The sequence below is a fragment of the Pseudomonas sp. R151218B TE3479 genome (assembly GCF_053629195.1).
Genome location: NZ_JBRJHV010000001.1, coordinates 4470920 through 4497874, shown reverse-complemented (window position 1 = coordinate 4497874; position 26955 = coordinate 4470920). Strand labels below are relative to the sequence as shown.

At 59.5% G+C, this 26955-nt stretch carries 24 protein-coding genes, 3 tRNA genes and 2 pseudogenes; 11 read left to right on the top strand and 18 right to left on the bottom strand.

The genetic code is table 11. The features are described from left to right. Positions 1-3: 3 nt before the first annotated feature. Positions 4-834 carry an NAD(+) diphosphatase gene (gene nudC / locus AB7M32_RS19265; protein WP_454250979.1) on the top strand — a complete coding sequence of 277 codons (831 nt, stop codon included), beginning with the start codon at positions 4-6 and terminating at the stop codon, positions 832-834. Here nudC and AB7M32_RS19260 read toward each other — a convergent pair. From AB7M32_RS19260 to AB7M32_RS19250, 3 genes are all read right to left on the bottom strand, one after another. Then, positions 802-1581 (bottom strand): TSUP family transporter, encoded by a 780-nt coding sequence (locus AB7M32_RS19260; protein WP_092143641.1) that lies wholly within the window; start codon positions 1579-1581, stop codon positions 802-804. The genes nudC and AB7M32_RS19260 overlap by 33 nt on opposite strands. 112 nt (positions 1582-1693) lie before the next feature. Then, a complete protein-coding gene (locus AB7M32_RS19255) occupies positions 1694-2866 on the bottom strand; it encodes a zinc-dependent alcohol dehydrogenase (RefSeq protein WP_454250978.1) in 1173 nt (390 codons plus the stop codon). Next, positions 2866-3687: an SRPBCC family protein gene (locus AB7M32_RS19250; protein WP_454250977.1), complete on the bottom strand. Its 822-nt coding sequence runs from the start codon at positions 3685-3687 to the stop codon at positions 2866-2868. The genes AB7M32_RS19255 and AB7M32_RS19250 overlap by 1 nt, the downstream gene beginning before the upstream one ends. A 363-nt stretch (positions 3688-4050) precedes the next feature. On the opposite strand from AB7M32_RS19250, the gene AB7M32_RS19245 reads away from it, so the two are divergent. The 3 genes from AB7M32_RS19245 (at position 4051) to AB7M32_RS19235 (ending at position 5106) form a co-directional block, all read left to right on the top strand. After that, positions 4051-4124: transfer RNA gene (locus AB7M32_RS19245), tRNA-Cys, on the top strand. 193 nt (positions 4125-4317) lie between these two features. Next, a tRNA-Leu gene (locus AB7M32_RS19240) sits at positions 4318-4404 on the top strand. A 234-nt stretch (positions 4405-4638) separates the two neighbouring features. Continuing rightward, complete coding sequence (locus tag AB7M32_RS19235; RefSeq protein WP_454252171.1) at positions 4639-5106, top strand: hypothetical protein; 468 nt, start codon at positions 4639-4641, stop codon at positions 5104-5106. 96 nt (positions 5107-5202) lie between these two features. Here the strand turns inward: AB7M32_RS19235 and AB7M32_RS19230 are convergent, their stop codons facing one another. Further along, positions 5203-5565, bottom strand: a complete 363-nt coding sequence (locus tag AB7M32_RS19230) for an NUDIX hydrolase (RefSeq protein WP_454250976.1) — start codon at positions 5563-5565, stop codon at positions 5203-5205. A 283-nt stretch (positions 5566-5848) separates the two neighbouring features. Here AB7M32_RS19230 and AB7M32_RS19225 point away from each other — a divergent pair, with 283 nt between their 5' ends. Together AB7M32_RS19225 and AB7M32_RS19220 are read left to right on the top strand one after the other, a co-directional pair. Next, a complete protein-coding gene (locus AB7M32_RS19225; RefSeq protein ID WP_060742221.1) occupies positions 5849-6034 on the top strand; it encodes a hypothetical protein in 186 nt (61 codons plus the stop codon). A gap of 88 nt (positions 6035-6122) precedes the next feature. Then, positions 6123-6350 carry a PLD nuclease N-terminal domain-containing protein gene (locus AB7M32_RS19220; RefSeq protein ID WP_042731642.1) on the top strand — a complete coding sequence of 76 codons (228 nt, stop codon included), beginning with the start codon at positions 6123-6125 and terminating at the stop codon, positions 6348-6350. A 35-nt stretch (positions 6351-6385) separates the two neighbouring features. On the opposite strand, the pseudogene AB7M32_RS19215 reads toward AB7M32_RS19220, so the two are convergent. The 3 genes and pseudogenes from AB7M32_RS19215 to AB7M32_RS19205 form a co-directional block, all read right to left on the bottom strand. After that, positions 6386-6810: pseudogene (locus tag AB7M32_RS19215) on the bottom strand (hypothetical protein). 117 nt (positions 6811-6927) lie between these two features. After that, positions 6928-7158, bottom strand: a complete 231-nt coding sequence (locus tag AB7M32_RS19210; protein WP_454250975.1) for a hypothetical protein — start codon at positions 7156-7158, stop codon at positions 6928-6930. 151 nt (positions 7159-7309) lie between these two features. Then, positions 7310-7564 (bottom strand): DUF6555 family protein, encoded by a 255-nt coding sequence (locus AB7M32_RS19205; RefSeq protein WP_060742222.1) that lies wholly within the window; start codon positions 7562-7564, stop codon positions 7310-7312. Positions 7565-7803: 239 nt separating this feature from the next. On the opposite strand from AB7M32_RS19205, the gene AB7M32_RS19200 reads away from it, so the two are divergent. Both AB7M32_RS19200 and AB7M32_RS19195 read left to right on the top strand, forming a co-directional pair. After that, positions 7804-8703 (top strand): polysaccharide deacetylase family protein, encoded by a 900-nt coding sequence (locus tag AB7M32_RS19200; RefSeq protein ID WP_454250974.1) that lies wholly within the window; start codon positions 7804-7806, stop codon positions 8701-8703. Positions 8704-8804: 101 nt separating this feature from the next. After that, positions 8805-8996: a DUF2188 domain-containing protein gene (locus AB7M32_RS19195; RefSeq protein ID WP_072405740.1), complete on the top strand. Its 192-nt coding sequence runs from the start codon at positions 8805-8807 to the stop codon at positions 8994-8996. Between the two features lie 186 nt (positions 8997-9182). Here AB7M32_RS19195 and AB7M32_RS19190 read toward each other — a convergent pair. The 3 genes and pseudogenes from AB7M32_RS19190 to AB7M32_RS19180 all read right to left on the bottom strand — a co-directional run bounded on the left by AB7M32_RS19190 (position 9183) and on the right by AB7M32_RS19180 (position 12309). Further along, a pseudogene (locus AB7M32_RS19190) lies at positions 9183-10980 on the bottom strand (DAHL domain-containing protein). 262 nt (positions 10981-11242) lie between these two features. Further along, positions 11243-12097, bottom strand: a complete 855-nt coding sequence (locus AB7M32_RS19185; RefSeq protein ID WP_454250973.1) for an SPFH domain-containing protein — start codon at positions 12095-12097, stop codon at positions 11243-11245. A gap of 124 nt (positions 12098-12221) precedes the next feature. Continuing rightward, positions 12222-12309, bottom strand: a tRNA-Ser gene (locus AB7M32_RS19180). A 124-nt stretch (positions 12310-12433) separates the two neighbouring features. On the opposite strand from AB7M32_RS19180, the gene AB7M32_RS19175 reads away from it, so the two are divergent. Beyond that, complete coding sequence (locus AB7M32_RS19175) at positions 12434-13105, top strand: Bax inhibitor-1/YccA family protein (RefSeq protein ID WP_025213780.1); 672 nt, start codon at positions 12434-12436, stop codon at positions 13103-13105. A 384-nt stretch (positions 13106-13489) separates the two neighbouring features. Beyond that, positions 13490-14836, top strand: a complete 1347-nt coding sequence (locus tag AB7M32_RS19170; RefSeq protein ID WP_454250972.1) for a hypothetical protein — start codon at positions 13490-13492, stop codon at positions 14834-14836. Positions 14837-14877: 41 nt separating this feature from the next. Here the strand turns inward: AB7M32_RS19170 and AB7M32_RS19165 are convergent, their stop codons facing one another. Beyond that, on the bottom strand, positions 14878-15315 hold the full coding sequence (locus AB7M32_RS19165) for an Lrp/AsnC family transcriptional regulator (RefSeq protein ID WP_003202176.1): 438 nt from the start codon (positions 15313-15315) through the stop codon (positions 14878-14880). Positions 15316-15448: 133 nt separating this feature from the next. Between AB7M32_RS19165 and AB7M32_RS19160 the strand changes: the two genes are divergently transcribed. After that, positions 15449-16342, top strand: a complete 894-nt coding sequence (locus tag AB7M32_RS19160; protein WP_454250971.1) for a DMT family transporter — start codon at positions 15449-15451, stop codon at positions 16340-16342. A 25-nt stretch (positions 16343-16367) separates the two neighbouring features. Here the strand turns inward: AB7M32_RS19160 and AB7M32_RS19155 are convergent, their stop codons facing one another. The 7 genes from AB7M32_RS19155 to AB7M32_RS19125 form a co-directional block, all read right to left on the bottom strand. Then, positions 16368-17993, bottom strand: a complete 1626-nt coding sequence (locus AB7M32_RS19155) for an NADP-dependent glyceraldehyde-3-phosphate dehydrogenase (protein WP_454250970.1) — start codon at positions 17991-17993, stop codon at positions 16368-16370. Positions 17994-18258: 265 nt separating this feature from the next. After that, positions 18259-19176, bottom strand: a complete 918-nt coding sequence (locus AB7M32_RS19150) for an autotransporter domain-containing protein (protein ID WP_454250969.1) — start codon at positions 19174-19176, stop codon at positions 18259-18261. A 294-nt stretch (positions 19177-19470) separates the two neighbouring features. Further along, positions 19471-21930 carry an autotransporter family protein gene (locus AB7M32_RS19145; RefSeq protein WP_454250968.1) on the bottom strand — a complete coding sequence of 820 codons (2460 nt, stop codon included), beginning with the start codon at positions 21928-21930 and terminating at the stop codon, positions 19471-19473. A 180-nt stretch (positions 21931-22110) separates the two neighbouring features. Further along, positions 22111-22875: an endonuclease/exonuclease/phosphatase family protein gene (locus AB7M32_RS19140; RefSeq protein ID WP_454252170.1), complete on the bottom strand. Its 765-nt coding sequence runs from the start codon at positions 22873-22875 to the stop codon at positions 22111-22113. 307 nt (positions 22876-23182) lie between these two features. Continuing rightward, positions 23183-23947: a PIG-L deacetylase family protein gene (locus AB7M32_RS19135; protein WP_454250967.1), complete on the bottom strand. Its 765-nt coding sequence runs from the start codon at positions 23945-23947 to the stop codon at positions 23183-23185. A gap of 251 nt (positions 23948-24198) precedes the next feature. Next, positions 24199-26358 carry a glycogen debranching protein GlgX gene (gene glgX / locus AB7M32_RS19130; protein WP_072405682.1) on the bottom strand — a complete coding sequence of 720 codons (2160 nt, stop codon included), beginning with the start codon at positions 26356-26358 and terminating at the stop codon, positions 24199-24201. 226 nt (positions 26359-26584) lie between these two features. Then, positions 26585-26938: a DUF2934 domain-containing protein gene (locus AB7M32_RS19125; RefSeq protein WP_072405681.1), complete on the bottom strand. Its 354-nt coding sequence runs from the start codon at positions 26936-26938 to the stop codon at positions 26585-26587. Between the last annotated feature and the right edge of the window lie 17 nt (positions 26939-26955).

Sequence of the window (26955 nt, the reverse complement as noted above, 5' to 3'; positions counted from 1 at the left end):
ACCATGATTTCACGCTGGACCACCGCAGTACTCGATACCGATCTTCCTGGCGGCTGGGCCGTGGCCCGTAGCCCGGAAGGCTTTCTGTTCGACGACAACGGCGCGCTGTTCCCCCGCGAGTGGCTCAAGCGCCAAGACCTGTCGATCCTCGCCGAACACGGCATCGGTCACCTGGATGGCGAGCCGGTCTACCTGTTGGAGTTGCACAGCCCACTGGACATTCCTGGCTGCAGCTGGAAAGGCCTGCGGGCGTTCATGCTCGAGGGCGACCACACGCTGTACAAGGTGTTGAGTTATGCGGCGCAAATCGGCACCTGGGCCCGGGAGCATCGCTTCTGTGGCAGTTGCGGCAAGCGCATGAGCCAGATTCCGTTGGAGCGGGCGATGTATTGCGACGCCTGTGACCTGCGCCACTACCCGCGGATTTCACCGAGCATGATCGTGTTGATTACCCGCGGCGATGAAGTCCTGCTGGCCCGTTCGCCGCGTTTCCTCACGGGCGTCTACAGCACCCTGGCGGGGTTTGCCGAGCCCGGCGAGTCAGCCGAGGATTGCCTGGTGCGGGAGGTACGCGAAGAAGTCAGTATCGAGGTGAAGAACATCCAGTACATGGGCAGCCAGTGCTGGCCATTCCCCCATTCGATGATGCTGGGTTTTCACGCTGAATATGCCGGCGGCGACATTGTGCCCCAGGAAGATGAAATCGAGGACGCTCAATGGTTCAACGTCCACGACCTGCCACCGTTGCCGGCCTCGCGCTCGATCGCTCGTTACCTGATCGACCTTTATGTGGCGCGGCGCTTAGGCCACGCTGAACCAGTGTTGCCAGGCTAGGCGCACGGTCAAACCCAGCACCACCGTAATGAACACCGGTCGGATGAACTTCGCGCCGCCGCTGATGGCGGTGCGAGCGCCGAAGAACGCGCCGATCATCACCGACAGGCCCATGCTCAGGCCGATCACCCAGTCCACCTGTCCGGAAAAGATGAACACCGACAGCGCCGCGATGTTGCTGACGAAATTCATGCTGCGCGCCACGCCACTGGCCTTCACCAGGTCGATGGGGTAGAGCAGCAGGCTGCTGACCGTCCAGAACGCACCAGTACCCGGCCCGGCCACGCCGTCATAGAACCCCAGGCTGAAACCCTGGGGCGACTGCCATGTTTTCTTGATCGGTGCGTCGCTGTCCAGCGGCGCCTTGGGCGTGCCGCCAAACAACAGGTACAGGCCGCAGGCGAAGACGATCACTGGCAGCATCTTGTTCAGCCACTCGGCAGGCAGGTAATGGGCGACGATGGCACCGGTCAGGGCTCCGACCAGTGTACCGACGAGGGCGTGGGTCCATTGCCTCGGGTGGAACAGCTTGCGCTTGTAGAAGGTGAAGCTGGCTGTTGCCGAGCCGAAGGTCGAGCTGAGTTTGTTGGTCCCCAGGACCAGATGAGGCGGCAAACCTGCGGTGAGCAGCGCCGGCGTGGTCAGCAGCCCGCCGCCACCGGCGATGGCATCGATGAAGCCGGCAATGAAAGCGACAACGGCAAGGATAGCGAGGGTAGTGAGGTCAACGCTGAGTTCGAAAGGCATGGAATGGGCTTACTTGGCAGGTCGCAGAAGGGCTGCGGGAAGGCCGGTATGTTACCCATAATGGTGCAGGGCTGCGACTGGTGGTGAGTGCGCAGCCCTGCAAACACCGCAATCACTCTGGCCGAAACACTGCCCGGACACAATTCTGTGTCTTCTCCTTGAACATTGCATAACCTTCCACCGACTGTTCGAGCCCCATTGGATGGGTCAGCAGATAGGAGGGGTCCAGCTCACCTTTCTGGATGTGCTCGAACAATCGTCCCACGTAACGCTGTCCGGGCTGTTGGCCGGAGCGCAAGGTCAAGGCTTTATTGACGATGGCACCCATGGGAAATTTGTCCAGCAGACCGCCATAGACGCCGACCACCGAGACCGTGCCGCCTTTGCGACAGGCTCGGATCGACTGGCGCAGCACCGTCCCGCGTTCGGTGTGCAGGCGCAGCATCTGCTTGGTCTTGTCGTAGAGATAATCGACCTCTGTACCATGGGCCTCCATGCCCACACAGTCGATGCAGCGATCCGGGCCCCGGCCGCCGGTGAGTTCCAGCAAGGCGGCATGCACGTCCGTGGTCTCATAGTTGAGGGCGATGGCGCCGGTCTTTTCTTCGGCCAGTTGCAAGCGATCAGGCAGACGGTCGATGGCAATCACCCGTTCGGCCCCCAGCAAATAGGCACTGGACATCGCCATCAACCCGACCCCGCCGCACCCCCATACCGCCACGGTATCGCCCCGTTGGATATTGGCGTTATCGGCGGCGAAGTAACCGGTGGGCACCGCATCTGAGACGAATACCGCCTGCTCGTCGCGAATGCCTTCGGGAATCTTGAACAGGTTGACGTCGGCAAACGGCACACGAATATAGGTCGCATGACTGCCTGCATAGCCGCCAAACGCATGGCTGTAGCCGATAATCCCGCACGCCGGTTGGCCGTAGGCGATATCCGTGGCGCCGGGATTGGGGTTGGAGTTGTCGCAGCAGGAAAAATCCGAGCGCCTGCAATGTTCGCACTCGCCGCAACCCAGGATCGACACCGTGACGACCCGGTCGCCTTTGCGCAATGAACTGACGGCTGAACCAATCTCCACGACTTCACCCATGAATTCATGGCCAATGATATCGCCGGCCTGCATGGTCGGTACGTAGCCTCCCAGCAGATGCAGGTCTGACCCACACACCGACGACATCTTCACCCGGACGATAGCGTCGCGGGGGTTGATAATGGACGGGTCATCGACAGTTTCAACTTGTAGCTTGTTCGGGCCTTGCCAAGTCAATGCGCGCATCAGGCGTTACCTCCAGTGGACGGCTGGTGGGTCGGTGTTTGAGGGGTATCGGTGGCCGGGTGGACGAACAAGAAGTCTTTGGTGCCGGGGGCGTGCATTCGATGAGTGGCCACCTCACCGGTTTCCAGTTGCTGCTTGATGCTGCGCAACAGGTGCAACAAGGCTTTGTCCGAGAACTTCGAAAGGGCGGCTGCCAGTGCATATCCCGCAGCACTGGGAAGTGTCTGGCAGGCGACGATGACCTTGAGCTGCGTGCCTCGGCCGGCCGGTGCATCACTGAAGTGCATCTGGATGTCATGCTTGAATCGTGTACCTGGAGCGGCCGTCCAATGCAACTTGCGGCCGTCCTTGGGTTCGTCTTGTTCGATGTCGCAATGCAGGGTCTTATCCATCGGCCCGTGGGCGACCCAGCGGTAGGTGCGTTCACCGGTCTGTTCGATTGCATCGACCCAGGGTACCAGCGCACCGAGGTTGCCAGGGTTGCGACAGAACGCGAAGACCGCTTCCCTTGGTTTACCCACGGTAATGCTGCGAGAGATCACCTTGCTGCCGTCCCAGTCTCGATCCTGCTCGAAAGCTTGTTCGAAGGGGGTGTGGGTCAGTGCGCGCTTGATCCTGCAGGTGCCTGAACAACCGCGCCAGGCGGCACAGGCACCCAACAGCACTTGCGGCCAACCCTGGAGCCCGCCCTGGCGCAGTCCATTGGCGATCAATAGCGTGCCAGCCAGCAAAGACACCGCACGCTCCGGTGTGCCGAGATTGGGATGCGACGGGGTCGGCACCGCTGCCCGGCTCGCAACCAGTTTGGGTCGTTCAGACATGATGGTTTCCTCATTCTCCAAGGGCGATATAAGGAATGAACCGGGGGGAGGTGCGGTTGTTCCGTCGACATGCGAGCTTTCCGATGAGGCGAATCATGGCGCTGCACTTCAAGGGTGTGCCAGGGCGGTCCGGTATTCGCTGGCCGGTTTGGTCGGGGAAGGGGAAAGCTGACCGTTCGACGATTTTTTTTTGAAATCAAGGGGTTGTCAGTCTAGGCAAATGAGTACATAATTGCGCCCATCGAACGCACTGGGACGTAAAAAATCTCAATGTTTTCAAGGAGATAGCGCTGAGTAAGTGGCTTGTTTCCTGATCAGGTTTGTACCGCGGTTGATGTGGCTGCATCGCATCAAGCGTCTTGAGGCCGAATAGCAAAATGGTTATGCAGTGGATTGCAAATCCACCTACGCCGGTTCGATTCCGACTTCGGCCTCCACTTTTAAAAAGCTCTGTAGATCTATGATTTACGGAGCTTTTTTATTTTCGAAGCATTGAAAGGTTTTGTCTTGAAAAGGGCATGAGCTACCTTGCTTCACAGGGGAGGGATGTATATATTCCCCCTCTTGCTGCACCAGCCAGGACTTCGGCCATTGGATTTTGCCGACGTTCTCATGGCTAACCGCGCTACCGCCCGAATGGCGAAACTGGTAGACGCATGGGACTTAAAATCCCCCGCTCGTAAGGGCGTGCCGGTTCGATTCCGGCTTCGGGCACCATCTAAAATCAAGGGTTTGCGAGCGAAAGCTGATGCAAACCCTTGTTCGTTTCAGTTTCTGAAAAACTGTCGAAGAAACGGAGTAGGGCCTCCGGGCACTTCCATGCATAAGCCTCTACACTCGGCGTTGCGATTAGCAAGGTGGAATGGCCAAGCGGTTATCTGCCGTCCAGGTCCCGCCTGATACGCTAATCCTTTGACCATGGAGAGGTAGGAAGTGAAGACAATCGCAACGATGAGCCTGTTGGCCTTGATGAGCAGTAGCGCCGTATGCGCTGGGGAGACAACATCCGCTGATGGGAAAACCCTGGCCGTGAACTTTGGCGAGCCGACCGTCAAGCAGGTTCTGCACTATCGGAAAATGTACGACAAGAAGCCTTTTCCCGATGCGGAAATTTATTACTACAGCAACGGTTTATACAAAATCATTTCTCAAGGAGAAAATCATTACGGCGTCTACGTCCTGCAGGGCCAACACACGGACGAGACTTATACCGTGAAGTTCATCTCACTGCCTTCCCCAGACTGGGGTAATAAAACGGCGTATCACCAGCTCACCTTTATTCGAGGTGATGCACAAAACGTGTTTATCCAGAACGCGATTGTCGACACCGGCGAAGCCATAGCGCAGCAGAACGGGACCTACACGCAGGAAAAGAACACCGTGCTCAACCCCATCAGCACCGCCTGGAACAAAAAGTGAGTCCGTCTAGCTAAAAATTATTTCTTATATATAACAATAGGTTGCATGATTATTCTCATGCAACCTATTTGGTGTAAGTCAGCTTGTACCGGCTCATTACAACCGTCGGCGAAACGCCTCAAGAATATCCCGCGTGCCTTTTTTCATGTGCAGTTGGGCAATGGCATCCAGTGGGTGCCAGAGGCAATCGCTGATTTCATTCTGTGGCCGGGCCGCCGCCGAGTCGCTGACTGACGCTTCGAACACGTGATGCTCGGTTTGCCCGTCATTGATTCGCATCAGGTAGAGCAGGTTCTCGACGTCCAGGCCAGTTTCCTCCGCCAGTTCCCGGATGGCTGCTCCTGCATGGGTTTCCCCGCGTTCGACGGTACCGCCGGGTAGCGTCCAGCGGCTATTGGCTTTGCGAACCAGCAGCACGTGCCGATTGTCTTCGCAGATGACGGTCGCTCGAATTTTCATAGTGGTGTTCGATCCGTGACTGTCATTAAACTGAAATATATCTGCAATATTTGAGCATGGCATCAGTCGCTCGTTCAAATATCGATTTTTCAGGGTCCTGTCCGTACGACCACGAGGGGATGGGAAAGGCTGAGTTCATTTGAGTCTGTCATCGCTCCCGTCGATCTTCCTTACCGTCAGCGCCGGGCTTTCGACCGGCTATCGCCTCAAAGGGAATCAGCTTCGAAAAAATGAATCCATGTTGGGTGCAATGGCTGCCCCCGGTAGGGGGAAGGACAGACAGATGACCACCGTTGAAGACTTCAAGATCAAATCCCATGAACTCCTGGTGGAGCTCGATACGGCAACAGCGGAAATGATGAAGCTCATATGTGTCCATCAAATGAGCGGATCGACTTGGGATGAGGCGGTTCAGCGTCAACATGAAGCCTATGAGCGGTGGGTCGCCTATCTGAATGAGCGGGGGTAGCAGCCATCCACGCACCATGGGCGAAAATTCTTTGAACGGCGCTTGAACGGCTGTGCCTAATTCTTGGGACCGACAAGAGGATTAGGCCATGTCTGAATTAGCCAGTTACTTCTGGATCGCTGTCGCGGTGCTTTTGCTGCTCGTGGATCTCTGGGCGATTGTCAGTGTCTTTCGAAGCGACAAGTCGGCCGGGACCAAGGCCGGTTGGGCGCTGCTGCTGATCATCCTGCCGGTGTTGGGGCTGGTCATCTGGGGCGTAGCCGGGCCCCGTGGCATCAAAGAGGGGCCATCGTCACCGGAACACAGCAAGGGCTAGGAACGAACAAGCTGCGCCGCACGTGCGCCGGCCTGTCACTGGTTTTTCCACTCGCCGCCAGTGTTTTCGCAGTCTTCCTGGGCCTGCTGTAGCTGCTCGACACTGTAGTAATACCAGGTCACTTTGGCATTATCGGGAAGGTTGGCTGATTCACCTGCTTGTCTTTGCTGGTCGAGCGCGGGTTGGCCAACGCTTCCTGGGTCAGCCTGGCCTGGCAGGTCGCCACATATCCCTCGGCACAACGCTCGACTTTACGCTTTTGGGTGCTGAGCGTTCCCTTGCTTTCATTGCTGCAAGACCAATCCAGGGTTTCGGCGGGCATGCCCTTGTATTCGTAGCAGCTATGGCTTTCGATCACCGGAACCGACTGGCTCTGGGATTGGGTGATGACGTCGCAGCCCTGGGCCATGACGGCGGCGGGGCTCGCACAAGCGATCAATAGCAGGATTCTGGCATTCATGTGATTCTCCCTTTGCGGCTTTTGCACCGGTGCCTATGGATTTCGAGGCGCAAAAAATGTCCGCGTTCCATCAGTTTTCCAACCGGTAGAACTCAAGGGGAACCCTGACGTAGCGTGTCAGCGGAACTTGGGCAGCGGCCGCTCAGCGGGCTTGAGTGACGTCAGCGCGTGCTGGATCGACGGAGCGTCTTTGTCTATGTCGTTGAGCCGGTCGCGGATACGCACCGCGGTAGGGTGTCCACCTTGGTGGTCGACCCAGTCGGCGATTTCCTTGCAGGCTGCCGTGAGCCTGGCCTGACGCGATTCCAGCAGGGTGAGCAGGGTGGTGATGGACTCTTTTTCGGACATGTCACACCTCCATTCAGGGTTGATGAGGCAGCACGAAACCCGCCAGGGGCGGGTCATGCTGTGGTTTAAGCGTAGTTGAGTTATTTCGGATCTGTCGAAGAATCCGGCGCCCGGCCAGACAACCGGCGCGCCGGAAGCGGTACACGTTATTTCAGCCGGACTCCTTGACCCAGGTCGGCGCGACGCTCGCCCGCCAGCGGACATCGGTAATGCCGTATTTTTCCGCCAGGGGCTTGGAAACTCGTTTGACCTTCTCCCTGCCGAATTTCGGTATGCGCCCGACTCCCGCGTCGCAACTGGCCCAATGCCAAGCCTCGGAGTTATTCATCACTTCTGCGCGAATAATGAATGACTTGGGTTCGCCATGGAGTATGTAGTCAATGATGTAAAGCGATGGCCCGCCCATAAATCCTCCCTAATATAGTCCTATACGGATGGATGCAAAGGCATTGGGAAAATTCCATCGAATTTCCAGACGGTCAATTAATAACGCTCAAGCTCAAGCACGGGGGCGATAACAGATTTTGCGAACGGCCATTATTTACTGCAAGGAACCAAACCCGGTTACCCTTCTCCAAGGTGGGCTTCAACACCGTCGGCCAGGGATCAAAGGCGAAGCAACGCAGCATCAACTAAAGGCAAAACATGAAAAAAATCGCCGGGGTCCTGTCCATCGCAGCCCTCGCCATCGGTTTATCGGGATGCATTGGCGCTCCCATCGAACTGACGCCACAAACTGAACAACGCTTGCACGAACAACCCCCGATCCGTTTCCTGCTGACATTCGATGACGGTCCCAGCGCCTCGTCTATCTGGAACCCTAGCCTGGAGGTGCTGGACGCACTCGCAGACAACCCGATACAGCCCGGCATCAAGGCCGTGTTTTTTCTACAGACACGCGGGCCGCGGGCCGGCGGCAGTGATATCGGCCGCTCGGTGATGCGTCGTCAGCAGCAGGAAGGCCATGTGCTGGGTTTCCATACGGCGACCTACTGGCACACCAATCATCGGTTCCTGAGCCCTGATGAGCTGGAACAATCGCTCACCCGCGGCGGGAGTGATATTGCCGCCATGACCGGCGCGGCACCGTCCCTGGTCAGGCCTCCTTTCTGGAGTTTCGACAGGCGTACCGCAGCTGCCTACCGGCAACATGGCCTGCACATTTTGTTGACCGACCTGAGCGCCAATGACGGCAAGGTCTGGGGCATCACGATGAGCCCTCGGCGGCGGATCAACCTGACCCGACAACTCTCCGAGGTGCGCGAGCGCATCGCCGCCGGGCAGTTGCCGGCGGTGGATGGGGTCATCCCGGTGGTGGTGACCTTTCACGACATCAATCGTTATACCGCCCGGCATGCCCGCGAATACCTGCAGATCCTGCTCGACAGCGCCAAGGCGACCGGCATGAGGACCGCCGCCAGGCCGTTCTATGATGACCATCAGGCATTGGAGCGAGCGGCCTTGGCCCGGACGGTCGATCGCAGCGCAGAGCCCGTCCATTTGCCGGGATTGTGGGACTGGTTGTGGGATTCGGATTCCCACTGATGGCATCACGGGTGCAGTCGGCGTCGCGACGTCCGGTCGGCACCCGCGGGTAATCAGCGTGTATGGTAGGCGATGCACCCTTGTTAAAGTCGGAGGTGATCATGAGTACTGCGATGATGACGAAAATGCACATCAACGGTTACGACGTGCTCAGCGTAAACAGCGGCCCATGGCGAGTCTGTACCCAGGCAGACCGCTTGGGCTCCTTTGCTTCCCGCGAGGAAGCGCTAGCCTACGCGGCCGCCTTGCCGACCCGGAGAAGCCGTAGCGGCCGGCCTGGGAACACGAAATAGGCGGGAGCGAGCCTGCTCGCGATGCTGTCAGTACATTCAAAATCCGGGTGACAGCCATACCGCCATCGCGAGCAAGCTCGCTCCCACAGGAGATCTCTGGTGGGCACACTCTTGATGCTCACCCGGGAAAACTGTGGGAGCGAGCTTGCTCGCGATCTCGGTGGGTCAGCCTGCATCCTTCGCTGATCAGGCGCGCGCCAACTCCAACGGAATCTCCAGGGTAAAAAGGGCACCTTGCCCGGGGCCGTCGCTATGGACATGGAGGCGGCCGTTCATTTCAACCGCCGCCAGGGCGCAGCTGTGCAGGCCAAAGCCATGACCGTCCTTGCGGGTGGTGAAACCATGGTTGAAGATGCGCGCCAGGTTCTCCGGGGAAAATGCCTTCTCCGCGGTCCTGGACGCTCAAGCACAGCTTGGTTTCGTCGAGGATACGGATCCCCAGGGTCATTTCGCGCGGATGTTCGCTGATGTGCGACATGGCGAATTTGGCGTTGCTGATCAAGTTGATCAAGATCAGCAATAACCTGTGCTTGTCCCCCATGATCGCGGGTACGTCCTGGAAATCCTTGATGACCGTGACGTGATGCCGGCTCAGGGCGCCCGAGTTCATGCGCAGCGCATCTTCGAACAGGTCGCTGACATTGAGCGGTTCGATCAGCCTGGCGGCACCTGCGTAAGTCTGTTGAGTCGTGACGATTTCCTTGATGTGATCGATGCTCTTGGTCAACTGTGCCAATTCATCGATCAGCAGTTTCTGTTCGGCGGCAATGGAGTCGACCAACTCATTGAAATAGCGCGGCAGCAACCGGCCTTTTTCATCAAGGGTAATGAACCGGCCAAGATCCTCGGCATGTTCGTTCATCATGTTGACCGCTTTCGTGAGTCCGAGCGTCTTGCTGCTCCTCAACTTGCGGGTCACCAGCTCGGCGGAAATATTGACGCTGTTGAGCACATTGCCGACGTTGTGCAACACATTCGTCGCGATTTCGGCCATGCCCGCCATTCGGGCCGCATCCACCAGTTCGCGTTCGGCTTCCATCAACTCACGGGTACGTTCCTGCACGCGCTCTTCCAGGCGTTCGTTGGACGATTGCAACGCTTGGTTGATCTGATTGATCACGGCATAGCTGCGAACCAGGCGCACCGCCAGGTAGATCATCAACAAGGCCATCAGGCTGGCGCACACGGCCAGGTAGATGTGGTATTGACGGTCGGTCGCGGCGGTCCTGCGCTGTGTCTCATTCAACAGCTCATTGATGTTATCCAGTTCCTGGGCAACCGGAATGACGCTGATGCGATCAAGCAGGTCATTGACCACCGGTTGCTCCTGGACAATGGTCTTGACGTGTTGGATGAGGCTGATGAAGGGCGCCTGAGAGGTGGCGGGCAACTGGTGAATGTAAGGCTCCAGCTCAGTTAACTTGCCTTGTATTTCCTGGGCTTTGTCCGCCGTGACATAAAGCCCGAACTCCAGTGTTGTCAGGGTCAACTCAAGCACATTGGACGCTGCGGTCAGGCGCTCCATGGGGCTTTCGATATGCATGTCCTTGAGCAGCGTTTGAATCTGATCTTCGGCCTGCGGCAGCGCATCCAGGGACGTGCGCAGTTGGGCGTTGTGTTGTTCGAATTGCTCCACCAGCAAGGTCTTGTTGTTGACGGCATCCACATAACCCTTGCGCCGGGACGCCCAAAGCGCCGCCAAGGGGCCGGAGTTGTTGAGTCGTTCCAACTGCTGCCAGCGACTGTCGGCCTCCGGGGGCGGGGCCAGTGAGAGGTTGTTGTTGATGCCGATCTTTTTCCTCAGGATCTTGCCGTTCCAGTTCGCATCGGACTGTTTAAGTTGACGAATGAAGTCGCGGGACTCGAAGTAGGTCGATGAGTCGTACGTGTATGACTTGATCAAAAAGAATATCAGCGCGGAAAACACAATAAGCGCGACGGCCAACAGGGCGGGCCATTTATATTTTTTGATAAGAGTGGTCACGCTACTCTCCTGTCCAGGGTGCTTATCGAATGCGTCGGTGAACTGCCGAGGGGAGGGAGTTGCTCAAGGCATGAGCCGAAGGGGAGGCAAGGTAATCGTCGTACGGTGGGGCGTGTCGGTCTGCTTTTGCCTGGGTACACGTTGAGCTCCCTGCTGACGATGAACATTGGGTTCATTGGCAGTGTAGCGCTAGAGAAGAGCGACGCTTGCTCGGGGCGCTCCGGGATGGAGCGTGCGCGGCCGGGGAGGCCGCGCCAGGGGGTTACTTGATGTCAATGAAGGGCAGGGCGCTGTTCGGCAGCACGGTGGTGGGCAGCACGCCATTCCAGCGTTCGGCCTTGGTCAGCTCCACCAGGTTCTGGTTGCTGGCCAGGGCCTGGGCCCGCGCCTTGATGGCCTCGGCTTCGGCTTTGCCGCGCAGCTCGGTTGCCAGTGCGTCTGCCTTGGCCTGGGCCACTTGCGAATCGGCTTCCGCCTGGGCCTGAGTCACCCGGATCTGCGCCTGGACCTGCTCGGTGGCGAGTTGTTGTTCGCGGGTCTTGACCTGGACTTCAGCGGCCATGCGCGCTTCGATGGCTTTTTCGTAGGCATCGCTGAAATCGATGTTTTCGACCTGGACGCTGTCGATGATCACGGGCCCGGTAATGGTGGCCTTGATGGCTGTGGAAATATCGTTGACCAGCTGGACGCGGTTCTGCACGGCAGCCACGGCGTTGAACCTGCCAAAGACGTTTTCAACCTGGGTCGGCACCTGGCGGCTGATCATCCGGTCGCGGATGCCTTCAAGATCCTTGAACTGGGTATAGACCTTCGCTACATCGGAAGGGGCGATATGCCAGGACACGGACACCTTGAGCTGGGCGGATTGTTGATCCTTGCTGTAGGCCTGCAGGTCTTCGTAAGCGGTGACTTGGCTCTGGACGCTGATCATGCGTACCGATTCGATGAAAGGCGTCTTGAAGGACAATCCCGGTTCAACCACCCCGACCAGCGCCCCATTGCGCAGCAACACGCCGCGCTCGGTCTCGTCGACTGTGTACCAACTGCCGAACAGCACGCACAACAAGACGATGCCGATGATTGCAGCAACGACGGAACCGATGGTTTTGCTGGTCACTTTTCTTTCCTTGTGTGGCGGGGCGGGGTTTGCCATAGCGATGTCCAATGCTGAAGCTGCAATAGGTATTCTGAATGCCGGACACGAAAAAGCCCTGAATAATCAGGGCTTTAACGTTAGAAGATGGCGGAGGCGATGGGATTCGAACTCATGGACCTGTTACAGTCGACGGTTTTCAAGACCGTTGCCTTAAACCACTCGGCCACACCTCCGTATTGCGTTGCGGGCGCCATAATACCCGAATGAAACACACTGTCAAACTCTCTACGTAGCTTGTTACAGAGCGTCTGTTATGATCCTTGCCACTGAATGTTTCAAAACCGGAGGAGTGTCGCCATGCGCGAACAGGATTACGCAGTGAACAACAGCGTGCAGGCTGAGCAGCTAGAGGTTAGCCGCGTCCTGCGCAACACTTATGGCCTGCTGGCACTCACACTCGCTTTCAGCGGTGTGATGGCCTACGTCGCACAACAGATGCGGGTCGGTTACCCGAATATCTTCGTGGTGCTGATCGGTTTCTATGGCCTTTTCTTCCTCACCAACAAACTCCGTGATTCGGCCTGGGGCCTGGTGTCGGCTTTCGCCCTGACCGGCTTCATGGGCTTCCTGCTCGGCCCGATCCTCAATCGCTACCTGCAAATGCAGGGCGGCGCCGAAGTGGTCAGCTCGGCCTTTGCAATGACCGCGCTGGTGTTCGGTGGGCTGTCGGCCTACGTGCTGATTTCCCGCAAGGACATGAGCTTCCTCGGCGGTTTCATCACCGCAGGTTTCTTCGTCCTGATGGGGGCCGTGCTGGCCAGCTTCTTCTTCCAGATCAGCGGTCTGCAACTGGCGATCAGCGCCGGCTTCGTGCTGTTCTCGTCGGTCTGCATCTTGTATCAGACCAGCGCCATCATCCACGGCGGCGAGCGCAACTACATCATGGCGACTGTCAGCCTGTATGTATCGATCTACAACCTGTTCGTCAGCCTTCTGCAGCTGTTCGGCCTGATGGGTCGTGACGACTGATTGTATCCGCGATGAACGAAAAGCCCGCTTCGGCGGGCTTTTTTTCGCCCGTGTTTCGGGTTGTGGCCAATGGCCAACAAAAAATCTGAAACAGATGGCACCTTTGAATAAATGATCTACACCTATGGAAATGGAAGCGTATTGCCATGGGAGGCAAGAAGTGGATCGCCTGGTTACCTATCTGAAGTTCCCCCCCATCACGTATTCGGCCACCGAGCCCGGTCTGGTCGTGGCCGTTCGTTGGGCTTGGGAGGCTATCAAGGCGACTCCGCAGGACCGTGAGCAGGCTTGGGCATCGTGCTGCAGCCTGATAACAGAAGGAGGCCCTGCACATCGGCCAGGAATCCGATGCGATAGCAGGCGTTTCCCTATAAGGAGATATTGATGAAGCAGCCTCAAGGAAAGATCATCGCGTGGCTGGCCCTGACGGGGGCACTGTCCACCGCTAGCGTCCATGCCGGAGTCTTCCCCGATTTCGGCTACGCCCCGCCCAAGAGTGCATACTCCGGAGCGCCGTTCCAGCTCAGCCAGGATTATCCGAAGGTGGCCCCGGGCGCATCGTCGGTACCGGCATTCTTCCGGCATTTGCCCAAGACATTCTCCAATGACTTCGAAACCTGGCGCCCGTACATGGAGGAAGTGAAGAAGTACTGCTTGGAAGGCAATACTGAAATCGGCTGGAAGGTACAGAACAACAAGATTCGCCGGTGGTATCACATGCCCTGGCAGCATTACGGCCCCAACGGTCGTGAAGGCATCAGCGGGCTGACCAAGGAGGCACCGATTCAGCCCGGGCAGTTGGCAAGTACCCAGACCGAAAGCGGGCAGACCTACGCGGTGGGTATCTATAACGACATAGGGGCCTACACCATCGGCCAGGTCTGGAAAGACCCGGATAATCCAGACCCAAGCTATACCTCCAAACCCAAGAGCTTTGCCAACGGTACGGTGGTCTGCAAGGCGCTGTTCGCCGATATAGACGTCAAAACGGTGCCGTTCCTGGCGAACCCATTGCTCTGGAACGCCTACACCACCGAAACCTTCAGCTCGACAAAACGTTCCGTCACCAAGGTGGCGCTGATTCAGATGGACATTGCCGTGCGCGACACCCGTGTGAGCGATACCGGCTGGCTGTTCGGCACGTTCCAATACAACGGCGCCAAGACCGGCAAGGCGAATTGGAACAACCTGGTACCGGTGGGGATCATGTGGGGCAATGATCCCCAGGAAACCGGCAACGACTTTACCAACCCCAAGCCGGTGGTCACCAAGATCAACCCGGCCCTGAAACAGACCGCGATCAATGCCACCCAGGAGCTGCCACCGACCCACCTGGGTTGGAACGGGCGACTCAATGGGCCGGTGGACAACCCCCAGGCGTCCTGCCTGAGTTGCCATATGACTGCCGAGTACCAGCAATTGGCGATCATGAATCCGACGTTCCAGGCCAACCCGCCACCTGTGGGAGGCGATGTCTGGATGCAATGGTTCCAGAACATTCCGGCCGGTCAACCGTTCAGCCCGGGCACACAAAGCACGGACTACAGCCTGCAACTGTCCGGAGCCCTGGCCAATTTCTATGACTGGAAGTGCAACCACAGCGGCGTCTATGCCGATGGCGTCAATGCCTGCACCAAGCTCCAGACGCTCAGGTTGATCAAAGCGAGCAACGCGCCTGAGGAACAAGTGCACAAAGTGCAGCGTAGTCCCGAGTTGGAAGAGCTCGAATAACACGCTTTCCCGGCCTCGGACGATCCGAGGCCGGCTTCCACTCACGCCATCGGCGGCAACCGCCGCTTGACCGGGGTCTTCTTGACGATGGCCGTATTGGTCTCGGCGTGGACATTGAGCTTGTCCAGCAAGGTATCCAGCTGTTCCATCGAGCGCACATGCAGGCGCGCGATGAAGCAGTCGTCGCCTGTGACCTTGTCGCATTCGGTGAATTCAGCAATGGCCTGGATCTGCCGCTCCACTTCCTGCAACTGCCCTGGCAGCGGGCGGATACGCACGATGGCCTGGAGTTGATAGCCGAAGCACTTGGGGTCCACCTCGACGGTGTAGCCCCTGAGCACGCCGCGTTCCTCGAGCCGGCGAAGACGTTCGGCGACACTGGGGGAGGACAGGCCGCTGAGGTTTGCCAGAGCCTTGAGGGAGCGTCGGGAGTCTTCCATCAGGGCGCTGATGAGGATCTGGTCAATGTCGTCAGTCATTTCAGCTCCATTAGGCGAATGCGTGAAGTTGCCTTGATAAAAAAGGTCGAAACGCAGTTTAGCCTTTTTCAATCCATGGAGAAGGCCCCGGTCGGCTCGGCATACTGTGCCCACTTGCTGAAGGAGCCTGAAGATGGACAAGACCTTACGCCGCGGTTCGCTGGAAATGACCGCCGCCATGCTGATCTCTGGAACCATTGGTTGGTTCGTGCTGGTTTCCGGTTTGCCGGTGCTGGATGTGGTGTTCTGGCGCTGCGTGTTCGGTGCCGTGACGTTGCTGTTGATCTGCGCCGGCTTCGGCTTTTTGCGGCCCGGCATCCTCACCCGTACCACCTTCCTGCTGGCGGTGCTCAGTGGCGTGGCGATCGTCGGTAACTGGGTGTTGTTATTTGCTTCTTACTCCCGTGCTTCGATCGCCATCGGCACGGCGGTGTACAACGTCCAGCCGTTCATGTTGGTAGGGCTGGCGGCGTTGTTCCTGGGGGAGAAGATCACCGCGCAAAAACTGTTCTGGCTGGCGGTGTCGTTTCTCGGAATGCTGGCCATCGTCAGTGCCCATGGTGAGCAAGGGCAGGGTGGCGGTGACTATCTACTGGGCATTGCGTTGGCGTTGGGGGCTGCGTTGTTGTACGCGGTCGCGGCGTTGATCATCAAGCGCCTGACGGGCACGCCGCCCCATCTGATCGCCCTGGTCCAGGTCAGCACCGGCGTGTTGCTGTTGGCGCCCTGGGCGAACTTCTCGACGTTACCGCAACACGCCCAGGCCTGGGCCAGCCTGTTGACCCTGGGCATGGTGCACACCGGCGTGATGTACGTGCTGCTGTACAGTGCCATCCAACGGTTGCCGACCGCGTTGACCGGGGCGCTGTCGTTCATCTATCCGATCGCGGCGATCTTCGTCGACTGGTTCGCCTTCGGCCATCGCCTCGAACCGCTGCAATGGCTGGGGGTGGCGGCGATCCTGCTGGCGGCTGCCGGCATGCAACAGGGCTGGGGCATCAAGTGGCGTCGCCCAGCCCTGTCGTAGCCCACCGTTCGGGCGAAGACGTGGCTCAGAAGATGTAGTCCGTGGTCAGGAAGTTGGAATCCCGCTCACGGATGATGTCGCTGATCAACGCCTTGTTGCTCTCCTGGAACTTGGTCGCCACCAGCGTGCGGATGGAAAAGGTGCGTAGCGCATCGTGGACGGACAAGGTGCCCTCGGCCGAGTTCTTCCGGCCGTTGAACGGGAAGGTGTCCGGGCCACGCTGGCACTGGGCGTTGATGTTGATGCGGCCGACCTGGTTGGCGAAGGTGTCCACCAGCTTGCCGACTTGTGCCGGGTTGGTGCCGAAAATGCTGAGCTGCTGGCCGAAGTCGGACTCCAGCACGTAATCGACCACGGTATTGAGGTCGCGGTACGGCACGATGGGCACGACCGGGCCGAACTGTTCTTCGTGGTAGACCCGCATCGCCGTGTTCACCGGGTACAGCACCGCCGGATAGAAGAACGAATTGCGCGATTCGCCACCGTGGGCATTCTTCACTTCCGCGCCCTTGGCGACCGCATCGGCGACCAGTGAATGCAGGTAGTCGACCTTGCCCGCCTCGGGCAGCGGCGTCAGCGCCACACCGTCTTCCCACGGCATGCCGGGTTTCAGGCCGGCCAGCTTGGCGTTGAATTTCTCGATGAATGCCGGTGCCACGTCTTCATGGACAAACAGGATTTTCAGCGCCGTGCAGCGTTGGCCGTTGAAGGACAGCGAGCCGGTCAACGCCTCGCTGACCGCGTTGTCCAGGTCCACATCCGGCAGCACCAGCCCGGGATTCTTCGCATCCAGACCCAGTGCGGCACGCAAGCGGTGCGGGCGCGGGTGGAGCTTCTTCAGGTCGCTGGCGGCCTTGTTCGTGCCAATGAAGGCGAAGATGTCGATCTTGCCGCTGGCCATCAGCGCGCTGACGGTTTCCCGGCCGCTGCCGTAGATCACGTTGATCACACCCGCCGGGAAGCTGTCGCGGAAGGCTTCGAGCAGCGGCCGCACCAGCAGCACACCGAGCTTGGCCGGCTTGAACACGACGGTGTTGCCCATGATCAAGGCCGGAATCAGGGTGGTGAAGGTTTCATTCAGCGGATAGTTGTAGGGCCCCATGCACAAGGCCACGCCCAGGGGAACGCGGCGGATCTGCCCGAGGGTGTCCTGTTCCAGCTCGAACCGGCTGGAGCGGCGGTCCAGTTCCTTGAGGGCATTGATGGTGTCGACGATGTAATCGCAGGTGCGGTCGAACTCCTTCTGGGAGTCCTTGAGGTTCTTTCCGATCTCCCACATCAGCAACTTGACCACGGCCTCGCGCTGCTCGCGCATGCGCGCCAGAAAGGTTTCCACATGGCGGATGCGTTCGGCGACGCGCATCGTCGGCCATTGGCCCTGGCCGCGATCGTAAGCCCGTACGGCGGCGTCCAGGGCGGTGAGAGCGGTCTCGGCATCCAGCAGGGGGGTGCTGCCGAGAATCACTTGTTCATCACCCAGCTCGCCGGTCAGGTAGACGGGGCTGCGGACGACGGCCAGTGGCCCTTGCCAGGTTTGCAGGACGCCGTCGACCAGGTATTCGCGCTGCTCGATCCGACCTTCGAGGCGGTAGGCGTCGGGGATGTCGGCGGCACCGGGGAACAGGTTGGCGAGGAAGGGGGCTGTGGTCATGTCGTTACTCCATCAATGAAATGAGCCATGGGTGGACGGCTTGCAGGTATGAAACGCTTTTAGCGTTATACGCCTTAATGGAGGTGTTTTTTAAGTGGCAGCAGATCGCTTGCGCCGGACGATGCTGTAGGAGCTGCCGAGCGAAGCGAGGCTGCGATCTTTCCCTGGCCACTTGAGTTTCAAGCGGAAGATAAAAAGATCGCAGCCTCGTTGCACTCGACAGCTCCTACACAGCTCCTACATAGCTTCTGCTACGGGATCGGGATCACCAGCGCATCCGCACCCCCATGCTGGTAATGATGCCGTTGAGGTCGTTGTCGTCGACGTCACTGCTGTAATCGGCGCTGACATACAGGCTTACCACCGGCGTGACCCGGGCCACCAGGCCCAGGCCGACTTCAACGGTGGAGGATTTTCGGCTGCTGCTGATCTTGTCGACCTTGTCCAGGGACACCGTGCCGGCGCTCTGGACGGTGTGCCACAGGTTGGTTCGCAGGTAAGGCTCCACGCCGAGGCCGTTGACCTGGTAATTACCTTTGAGGCGTGCGCCAACGCGGCCACTCCAGCTGCTCAGTTCATCGCCGGTGCTGCCGCTCTCGGCATTCGGCGTGTCGAGGGTGACGCGCTGGTTGATCAGTTGCGCCTGGGGTTCGACCACCCAGTGGGTGCTGATGCCGATAGGGAAGCCACCTTCGACCGACAGCGTCACCGCATGGCCTTCGGTGGCCTGGCGCTGGCCTTGTTCGGTGCGGCTGTAGCCGTTGACCCGCCCGCCGCTGGCGCTCAGGTCGACATGCCAGCCTGCGGGGCCGGTCAGGCTCCAATAGGCGCCTAGGCTCGAACCTTTCAGGTTGAGGACATCTTTGTCCGGGTCGGCCAGCGCGGGCATCACCAGCAGGCCGCCACCGGTTGAAATGATCTGGTGTTGCCCACTGATCAGTCCCATGCGCTGGGTATGGCCGTAGTCGTTGCGCAATGTGAACAGGGTGGGGCTTTTGCCGGAAGGAGGTTCACTTCCAACAAGTGCGGTATCGAGGTGGGTGAATGATGTTCGGTCGTACCAGGGCTGCACGCTCTCCTCGGCAGGCCAGGCCTGGACCTCCATGGATGAAAGCAGCAGCAACGAAGTCGAGACGGTATGGAAAGTGGTGGTGAACTCTTGTGGGCGAAGGGACGTTTTCATGGGGGCCTGCCTTGCAATCGCATGCGTTTCTCGCTTTTTTGGCGTCTCTCCTACCCCGAATGAGGGGCGACCGAATGGATTGGGACAAGCCTCTGGCGGCCCGTCTTGACGGGTTCCAGAGGCCTGCCCCTGACTGTATTTCCGGGGGTAGTATGGTGTAGTCAAGAAGACTGATGGCGGTGCGTCAAGAAAATGAACGATGAATGGCATGGTGAAATCAGCGCTAATAAAGCGCTGATTTCAATTGGTTATTGTGGTGGATATTCGGGCGTCAAGCCTCTGTCGTAGACCTGCCTACCAACTGATCCGCAAACCGACGTTGCCCATGACACTGTGTTGCTGGTTGCTGTCGAGGTTTTGGCTGTAGTTCGCGCCGGCGTACAGGGCGACGGTGGGCGCCAGGCTCACGGTGACGCCAATCCCGAGGTCGCCGGTGGAGGCGCGCTGCTGGGTCTGGACCCGTTCGGTGTCGTCGAATATCACCGAATCGGTGCCGGAAAACGTATGCCAGAGATTGGCGCGCAAGTACGGTTCCACGGGCATGCCGCTGACCTGGTAGCGGCCCTTGAGGCGCGCACCGAGGCGGCCGGTCCAGGTACCGTCGGAATCGAATTCGACCTTGGAGACCCCATCGTTTTGGGTATCCAGGGACACTTTTTGGTAGATGATCTGGGCCTGGGGTTCAAAGTCCCAGTCAGTGGTCACCTTGAAGGGGTAGCCGGTCTCCGCCGAAGCGGTCAAGGCGTGCCCGCGATTGTCGATTTTCAGGCCGCGCTCGGAACGGTTGTCGCCGTTCAATCGCGTGCCCATCACAACGGTGTCGACGTAGCCGCCGTTGGGGTCGGTGAGCGTCCAGTAGAGCCCGTAGCTGTCGCCGTCGAGTTCGATCTTGCCGGCGTGCCGGCCTTCGAAACCCAGGTTGAAGCCTTTGACATGGCCGTTCAATTCCGTGTGCCCGACGAAGAAGCCAATGCGCTGGGTCTGGCCGCCGGACAGAAGCGAGCTGTACAGGTCGTTGCCCACCTGGAACCCCTTGATCGATCCATCGAACTGTGGCGTCACCGTACCGGCCCAGGTTTTATCCAGGTCTACGCCATAGACCCGGCCCCAACCCGCGCCGAACGCGCCGGTTTCGGTGAGCAGGCGCTGGTCGCCTTGACGGTCATGGAACGTGCCGAGGGCCATCAGGGTCAGTTGCGCCGCCGCCGGAGGCAATACCGACCAGGTCGGCACTTCCGGGCGATACAACGGGATAGGCGCCGCGCCGGGCACGGCCGTTGGCAAAGACGGTAGCGTCGGGACCGGGGGCGCGCCCGGCGCGGGAGGCGCCGTTGGGATGGGGGCCGCTATCGGTCCGGCGACCACAGTGGAGCGCAGGTACCAGTTGTCTGGGTTGCCGCTCACGCCGCCCTTGAACAAACGGTAATCGAACGCACCGGCCGAGACGGACTGCGCCAGCGAAAAGGCATTGACGTTACTGACCGCGCCACCCTGGGCCTGGACCACTTCGATGCCATCCTGAGTCGTCAGTGCACCCGTGCCACCCAGGTTCGTGACCGTGATGGCGGTATTGCCGGTGAGCGTCCCGCCATTGACCACCAGTTTGTCGCTGGCGGAGCCATCTGCGCCGACTGCCGTTTGCACGTGCAACTGGCCGTTGTCGCCGACGTAATTGCCCTGGACGGTGAGGGTATCGTTGGTACGAGTGTTGCCCTGAGTGAGGTCCACCGTGCCGGCGTTATTGAGCGTCGCCAGCTGGCCGGCAGTAAAAGGGGCGATGACACCTTGGGACGCTGTCAGCGTGCTGCCGCTTTCGATATTGAGCGTCCCGGTGCCGGTGGCGCTGTCACCCAAGGTCAGCGTGTCGTTAAGGTCCAGTTGCGAGCCCTGGGTGAGGTTGACCGTTTCCCAGTTGAGATAACGGGCGCCGGTGCTGGAAGTGCTGCCACTGAAGGTCAGGACGTCCTGGCCCAGGCCACCGTTCAGGCTGGGTGTGGTAGCGAGCTGGGTTTCATTGAGGTTGCTTAACAACGCGGTGTCGCTGCCGTCACCCATCAAGATGGCCGAGTGAATGAGGCCGCCGCTCCACTGGAACTGGTCATCGCCGGCACTGGCCCGGACCTCGCCGAGGATTTCCCCGCCGCTGACGGTAATGCTGTCGTTGCCGCCGCTGACACTGACATTGCCGCCGATGCGTCCGGCGGAGAGGATGATGGTGTCCTGGCCGAAACCGGTCACCAGGTTGCCGATGATGTTGCCGCCGGACATATCGAAAACGTTGTCATCGAGCTTCATGTCGACCCGGCCGATGGTACCGCCCGTCATTCTGGCGATGTCGCCGTCTTCGAAGGCGTCGACGATGGTGCCACCGGTCATCAGGAATTGATCGAGGCCGTCGCCTTGGGCCAGGGAGAGAATCCTGCCGCCATTCATGATGAAAGCGTCGGCTTCCGAGCCTTGCTGGACATCACCGTCAATCACGCCGTTGGCGTTGATCTCGATGGTGTCGACGCCGCTGCCGAACGTGACATCGCCGGTAATGATGCCGCTGCCGTTGGCGGGCATGGTCAGGCGGTTGTTACCTGAAAGGTCCGTCAGCCCGGGGCTGGTGCCGCTGTCGCAGACATAGGTGTCATCGCCTGCGGTTGGCGCCAGCGTGCACGCTGCCATCGCGGCGGGTGCGGGTAACAGGAAGGGGGCCGATACCCACAAGGCGTTGAACAGCCGATTGAAACCTTTATCGTGCCGAATCATGTGCTATCCCTCTGCATCGGCATCCCCATGGATACCGGTTTCAGCATCGGTTGCGCAACAGATGGCACACAGGGCCTGGCAACGCTCGCTGTATGGAATGGCACGCTAGCAACGAATAAAGAGCGTCGCTACTGTCAGAACTTACAGGTCCACGGACAAAAAGCGTGGGGAGGGCGCGCGCTACAAATGCACTTCCACCGAAAGCGGAAGATGATCGCTCAGGTGGGTCCAGGGTTTGTTGCCCAGTATTTGCGGGGAATGACTGCTGGCGTTGCGCAGGTAGATGCGGTCCAGGCGCAACAGCGGGAAGCGGGCCGGATAGGTCCTGGCGGGGCGGCCGAGGTGGTGTTCGAAGGCTTCGTGCAAGTAACCTCGACGGGCGAGAGCGAGGTTTCCGCGCAGTTGCCAGTCGTTGAAGTCACCGGCAATGATCACCGGGGCGTCCTCGGGCAGCGAATCGAGCAATTGGCAGAGCAGTTTGAGCTGTAACTGGCGATGGCTTTCCAACAGGCTCAAATGCACGCAGATCCCGTGGACCGCGGCGTGGCCTGGCACATCCAGCACGCAATGCAACAACCCGCGCCGCTCGGGGCCGGTGATGGACACATCGAGATTGCGGAATTGGCGGATCGGGTACTTGGAAAGCAAGGCGTTGCCATGGTGGCCATCGGGGTAGACCGCATTACGGCCATAGGCGAAGTCGCTCCACATGCTGTCGGCGAGGAATTCGTACTGGGACGTCTGGGGCCAGTTTTCGTAGCGTGACGCATGGCGGTCATGTTCGCCGAGCACTTCTTGCAGGAACACCAGATCGGCGCCGGTACTGCGCACCGCTTCGCGTAATTCGGGCAGGATGAAGCGCCGGTTGAGGGCGGTGAAGCCCTTATGAGTGTTGACCGTCAGGACCCGCAGGCGATGAACCGCCGCAGGCGCGTCCGATGGCATTGGTTCGACAGCTCGCCAATCGGGATCTTGAGTCACGTTCACTCCTGAATCAGACGTACTTGTTCATGCGACTGATCCAAGGCATCGGCAGTTCCGGATTTTTCGTGTCCCCGCCGATCGCTATCGCAAGCACGCTCGCTTCACATTTTTTGGCTGTGTGCCCAGATGTTGCGTACACCACCGCTCCCACAGGGGGCCTGCAGAGGTTGCATTCCCAAAGATCCAATGTGGGAGCGAGCTTGCTCGCGATAGCGGTGTATCTGAACCACCGCCATCGCGAACAAGTCCAGTTCCTGCAGGCAGGCGTTCAGATGAAGACAATCTCATAGGGCAAGCCCATCCTGTCTAGGATGACCCTGGGCAACAGTGGGGCGATGCCGCTCGCCGGTTCGCCGGCGAGTTGGCTGACGTAGGCGTGCATGGCGTGACGTTTGCGGGCGGTGGTCCAGACGTCGAGACGCAGTTTGCGGGCGCGGTGCCAGGGGATCTTATTCTGCTCGCGGACTGGCCAGTGCCAGGCCCACACCGGCAGCTCGTTGAACGCCACTCCGATCCTGTCGGCGGCCAGGGCCCCGGCGCGTCCGACGGTGTCATGGTCGCTGTCGCCGTCCTGGCGCCAAGTGCTGAACACCACGTCACCGGGTTGCAGGTGACGGGCAATAAACGTGGCCAGTTCGGTTTCGTGTTCGGCCAGGTTTTTTTCCGGAAAACCGCCGCGCACCCATTGCAGGTCATGGGCGTCGATACCCAGGCGATGCAGGGCGTCGACGCTTTCCTGGGGGTGAGGGCGGTGGGCACGCAGGCGTTCGTCGTGCCACAGCGGTGAGCCGGGGTGGAGCAGGGCGCCATCGGTGACCGAGATCAGCAACATGGGCTGGTCCAGATTGTTCAGCAATTGCAGCAATCCGCCACAGGCCCCGATCTCATCGCCCGGGTGCGGGGCAAGGATGACGGCGCGAGCGCCGGCGGGAATGAGGGTCTGGGTACTGATGATCGGAATATCGGCCAGTTGCGCAGCACTGTTCCAGATTTGCGGGTGCTGCCGGCCAGGCAGGCGAGAGGCGGGCTTCATAAGCGACATCCTTGTATGTATTCAATCTTTCAGCCATGCACCGGGCCTACTGTCCGATGGCACCGATGGGGCATGACTGCGATTCACAGCGCTCCGAATCCTGGAGACTACCGCAGGGGGAAGTATTGACCATGTCAGCCGATCCGTCTCGTGACATGTGCATCTGAGCTGCATTTTTTTCTTGAATCTGGACGGTGTGGAATAAAAAACCGCGTCCTTGCGGTTCCTTATGGCTGTTTACAGCAGGTATTTCAATCCTCTTCTTCGCGTTGCAGCTCGAACAGCAGCAGCGAGCGCCCGGTGACCGAGTATTCGGAATCGAAATCGAAGCGCTCCTGCCCACGAACGGTTGGCTGGTTGGTGTCGACCATGCAGGTCCAGAAACTGCCCTCCGGGACTTCCGGCAAGCGGAAATTGACGATGTCATGATGGGCGTTGACCACTAGCAGCAGCGTCGCATCGCCCCCTTTGCGCCGAATACCGGTTTCCTGGGCGCGGCCATCCATCAGCATGCCGAGGCAGCGACCATGGCTGTCCTGCCATTGTTCGATGGTCATTTCACTGCCGTCCGGGGCCAGCCACGTCACGTCCTTGACGCCGATGTCCTCGTTGTAATTACCCACCAGGAAGCGTCCGCGTCGCAGGATCGGGTAGGTCAGGCGCAACTTGATCAGGCGCTTGACGAACTTGAGCAGCGCCGCGCCATCCTCGCTCAAGTCCCAGTTGACCCAGCCAATCTCGCTGTCCTGGCAATAGGCGTTGTTGTTGCCGTGCTGGGTACGGGCGAACTCGTCGCCGGCGACGAGCATCGGCGTGCCTTGGGCCAGCAGCAGGGTGGCGAAGAAGTTGCGCATCTGCCGATGGCGCAGCGCGTTGATCTCCGGATCATCCGTCGGGCCTTCGACACCATGGTTCCAGGACAGGTTGTTATTGCTGCCGTCCTGATTGTTCTCGTCGTTGGCTTCGTTGTGCTTGTCGTTGTAGGACACCAGGTCATGCAAGGTGAAACCATCGTGGGCGGTGACGAAGTTCACCGACGCATACGGCCGCCGGCCACGTTGATTGAACATCTCGCCCGAGGCGGTCATCCGGCTGGCAAAATCGGCAAGCTGGCCGTCATCACCCTTCCAGAAGGCTCGTACCGTGTCGCGGAACTTGTCGTTCCACTCGACCCAACCCGGCGGGAAGTGTCCGACCTGGTAGCCCCCGGGGCCACAGTCCCAAGGCTCGGCGATCATTTTCACCTGGCGCAGCACCGGATCCTGGCGGCAGGCGACGAGGAAGCTGTGGCGCTCGTCGAAACCGTCATGGTAACGGCCGAGAATGGTCGCCAGGTCGAAGCGGAAGCCATCGACGTGCATTTCCGTGGCCCAGTAGCGCAGCGAGTCAGTGACCATTTGCAGCACGCAGGGATGGCTCAGGTCCAGGGTGTTGCCGGTTCCGGAGTCGTTGATGTAGTAGCGCTTGTCGTCGGGCATCAGCCGATAGTAGGAGGCGTTATCGATGCCGCGCATGGACAGGGTGGGGCCCTGTTCGTTGCCCTCGGCGGTGTGGTTGTAGACCACATCGAGGATGACTTCCAGGTTGGCCTCGTGCAGGTGGGCGACCATCTCCTTGAACTCGGCGATCTTGCCGCTGGCCAGGTAGCGCGGGTCAGGCGCGAAGAAGGCAATGCTGTTGTAGCCCCAGTAATTGGTCATGCCTTTGTGCAGCAGGTGCTGGTCATTGACGAAGGCATGGATGGGCAGCAGTTCCACCGAAGAGACACCCAGCTTGCGGATATGCTCCAGCACATCGTCGACCATCAGCCCGGCGAACGTACCGCGCAGGTTCTCGGGCACCGACGGGTGACGCATGGTGAGGCCGCGCACGTGGGTTTCATACAGGATGGTCTTGTCCCAAGGCACGCTGACGCGCTGGTCGTGGCCCCAGGTGTGTGCGGGGTCGATGACTTTGCACTTGGGAACGAACGGGGCGCTGTCGCGCTCATCGAAACTGAGGTCGCCGTCGGGGTGGCCGATGGTGTAGCCGAACAGGGCTTCGGACCACTTCAGTTGGCCGACCAGTTGCTTGGCGTAGGGGTCGATCAACAGCTTGTTCGGGTTGAAGCGATGGCCGTTCGCCGGATCATAGGGGCCATAGACCCGGTAGCCATAGATCAATCCCGGGTGGGCATCCGGCAGATAGCCGTGGTAAATCTCGTCGGTGTACTCCGGCAGCTCGATGCGTTCGAGTTCGACTTCGCCGGCATCATCGAAAATGCACAGTTCGACCTTAGTGGCATTGGCTGAAAACAGCGCGAAATTGACCCCGAGGCCATCCCAGGTTGCACCCAGTGGAAAAGGCAGCCCTTCACGAATCCGCGAAGCCTCGATAACGGGCGGCGGCGTGGTTTTATTTGGACGGGTCATAATTGCTCCTGCAAAAAAACAGACAGATACAGCGATGCGGTTCACTTGAAGGGGATGGCATCACCCTTCACCTGTGGCGAGGGGATTTATCCCGTTACGTGGGACAAAGTTGCTTCACTGTGAGAGCAAGGCTTGTCCGCGACGAAGATGGGTTCCTCCGGACATCGAGGCGCCTGTTTCGCGAGCAAGCGTTGCTCCCACTTGGCGAGGAGACCGGTAGGACGACTCAAACCGCCGGCGGCTTGCGCGGTGCCCGAGGTTTTTTGTCGGCGGCCTTGTTCGCCGGTGGCACGATCGCTGCGGTCGCCGCAGAAGGTTTGGCCGCTGGCTTGGCCTTGGGCGTGGTGTTTTTCGCGACGGTCTTGGCCGCGGTGCCCTTGGTTGCGGCAGGCTTGGCGCCATCGGTCTTGCTGGCCGCCGATTTACTCGCGGCCTTGGGTGGCTTGCTGGGCGCAAGCGCTTCGGCTTCAGCCAGTTTGCGCGCCATCTCCCAGTGGCGTTTTTCCTGCCCGGCAGGCTTACCTTCGGACTCCCAGATCTGATAGGCGAATTCGCGAATGCGTTTATCGTCGGTACTCATCGCAGTGCTCCTGATTC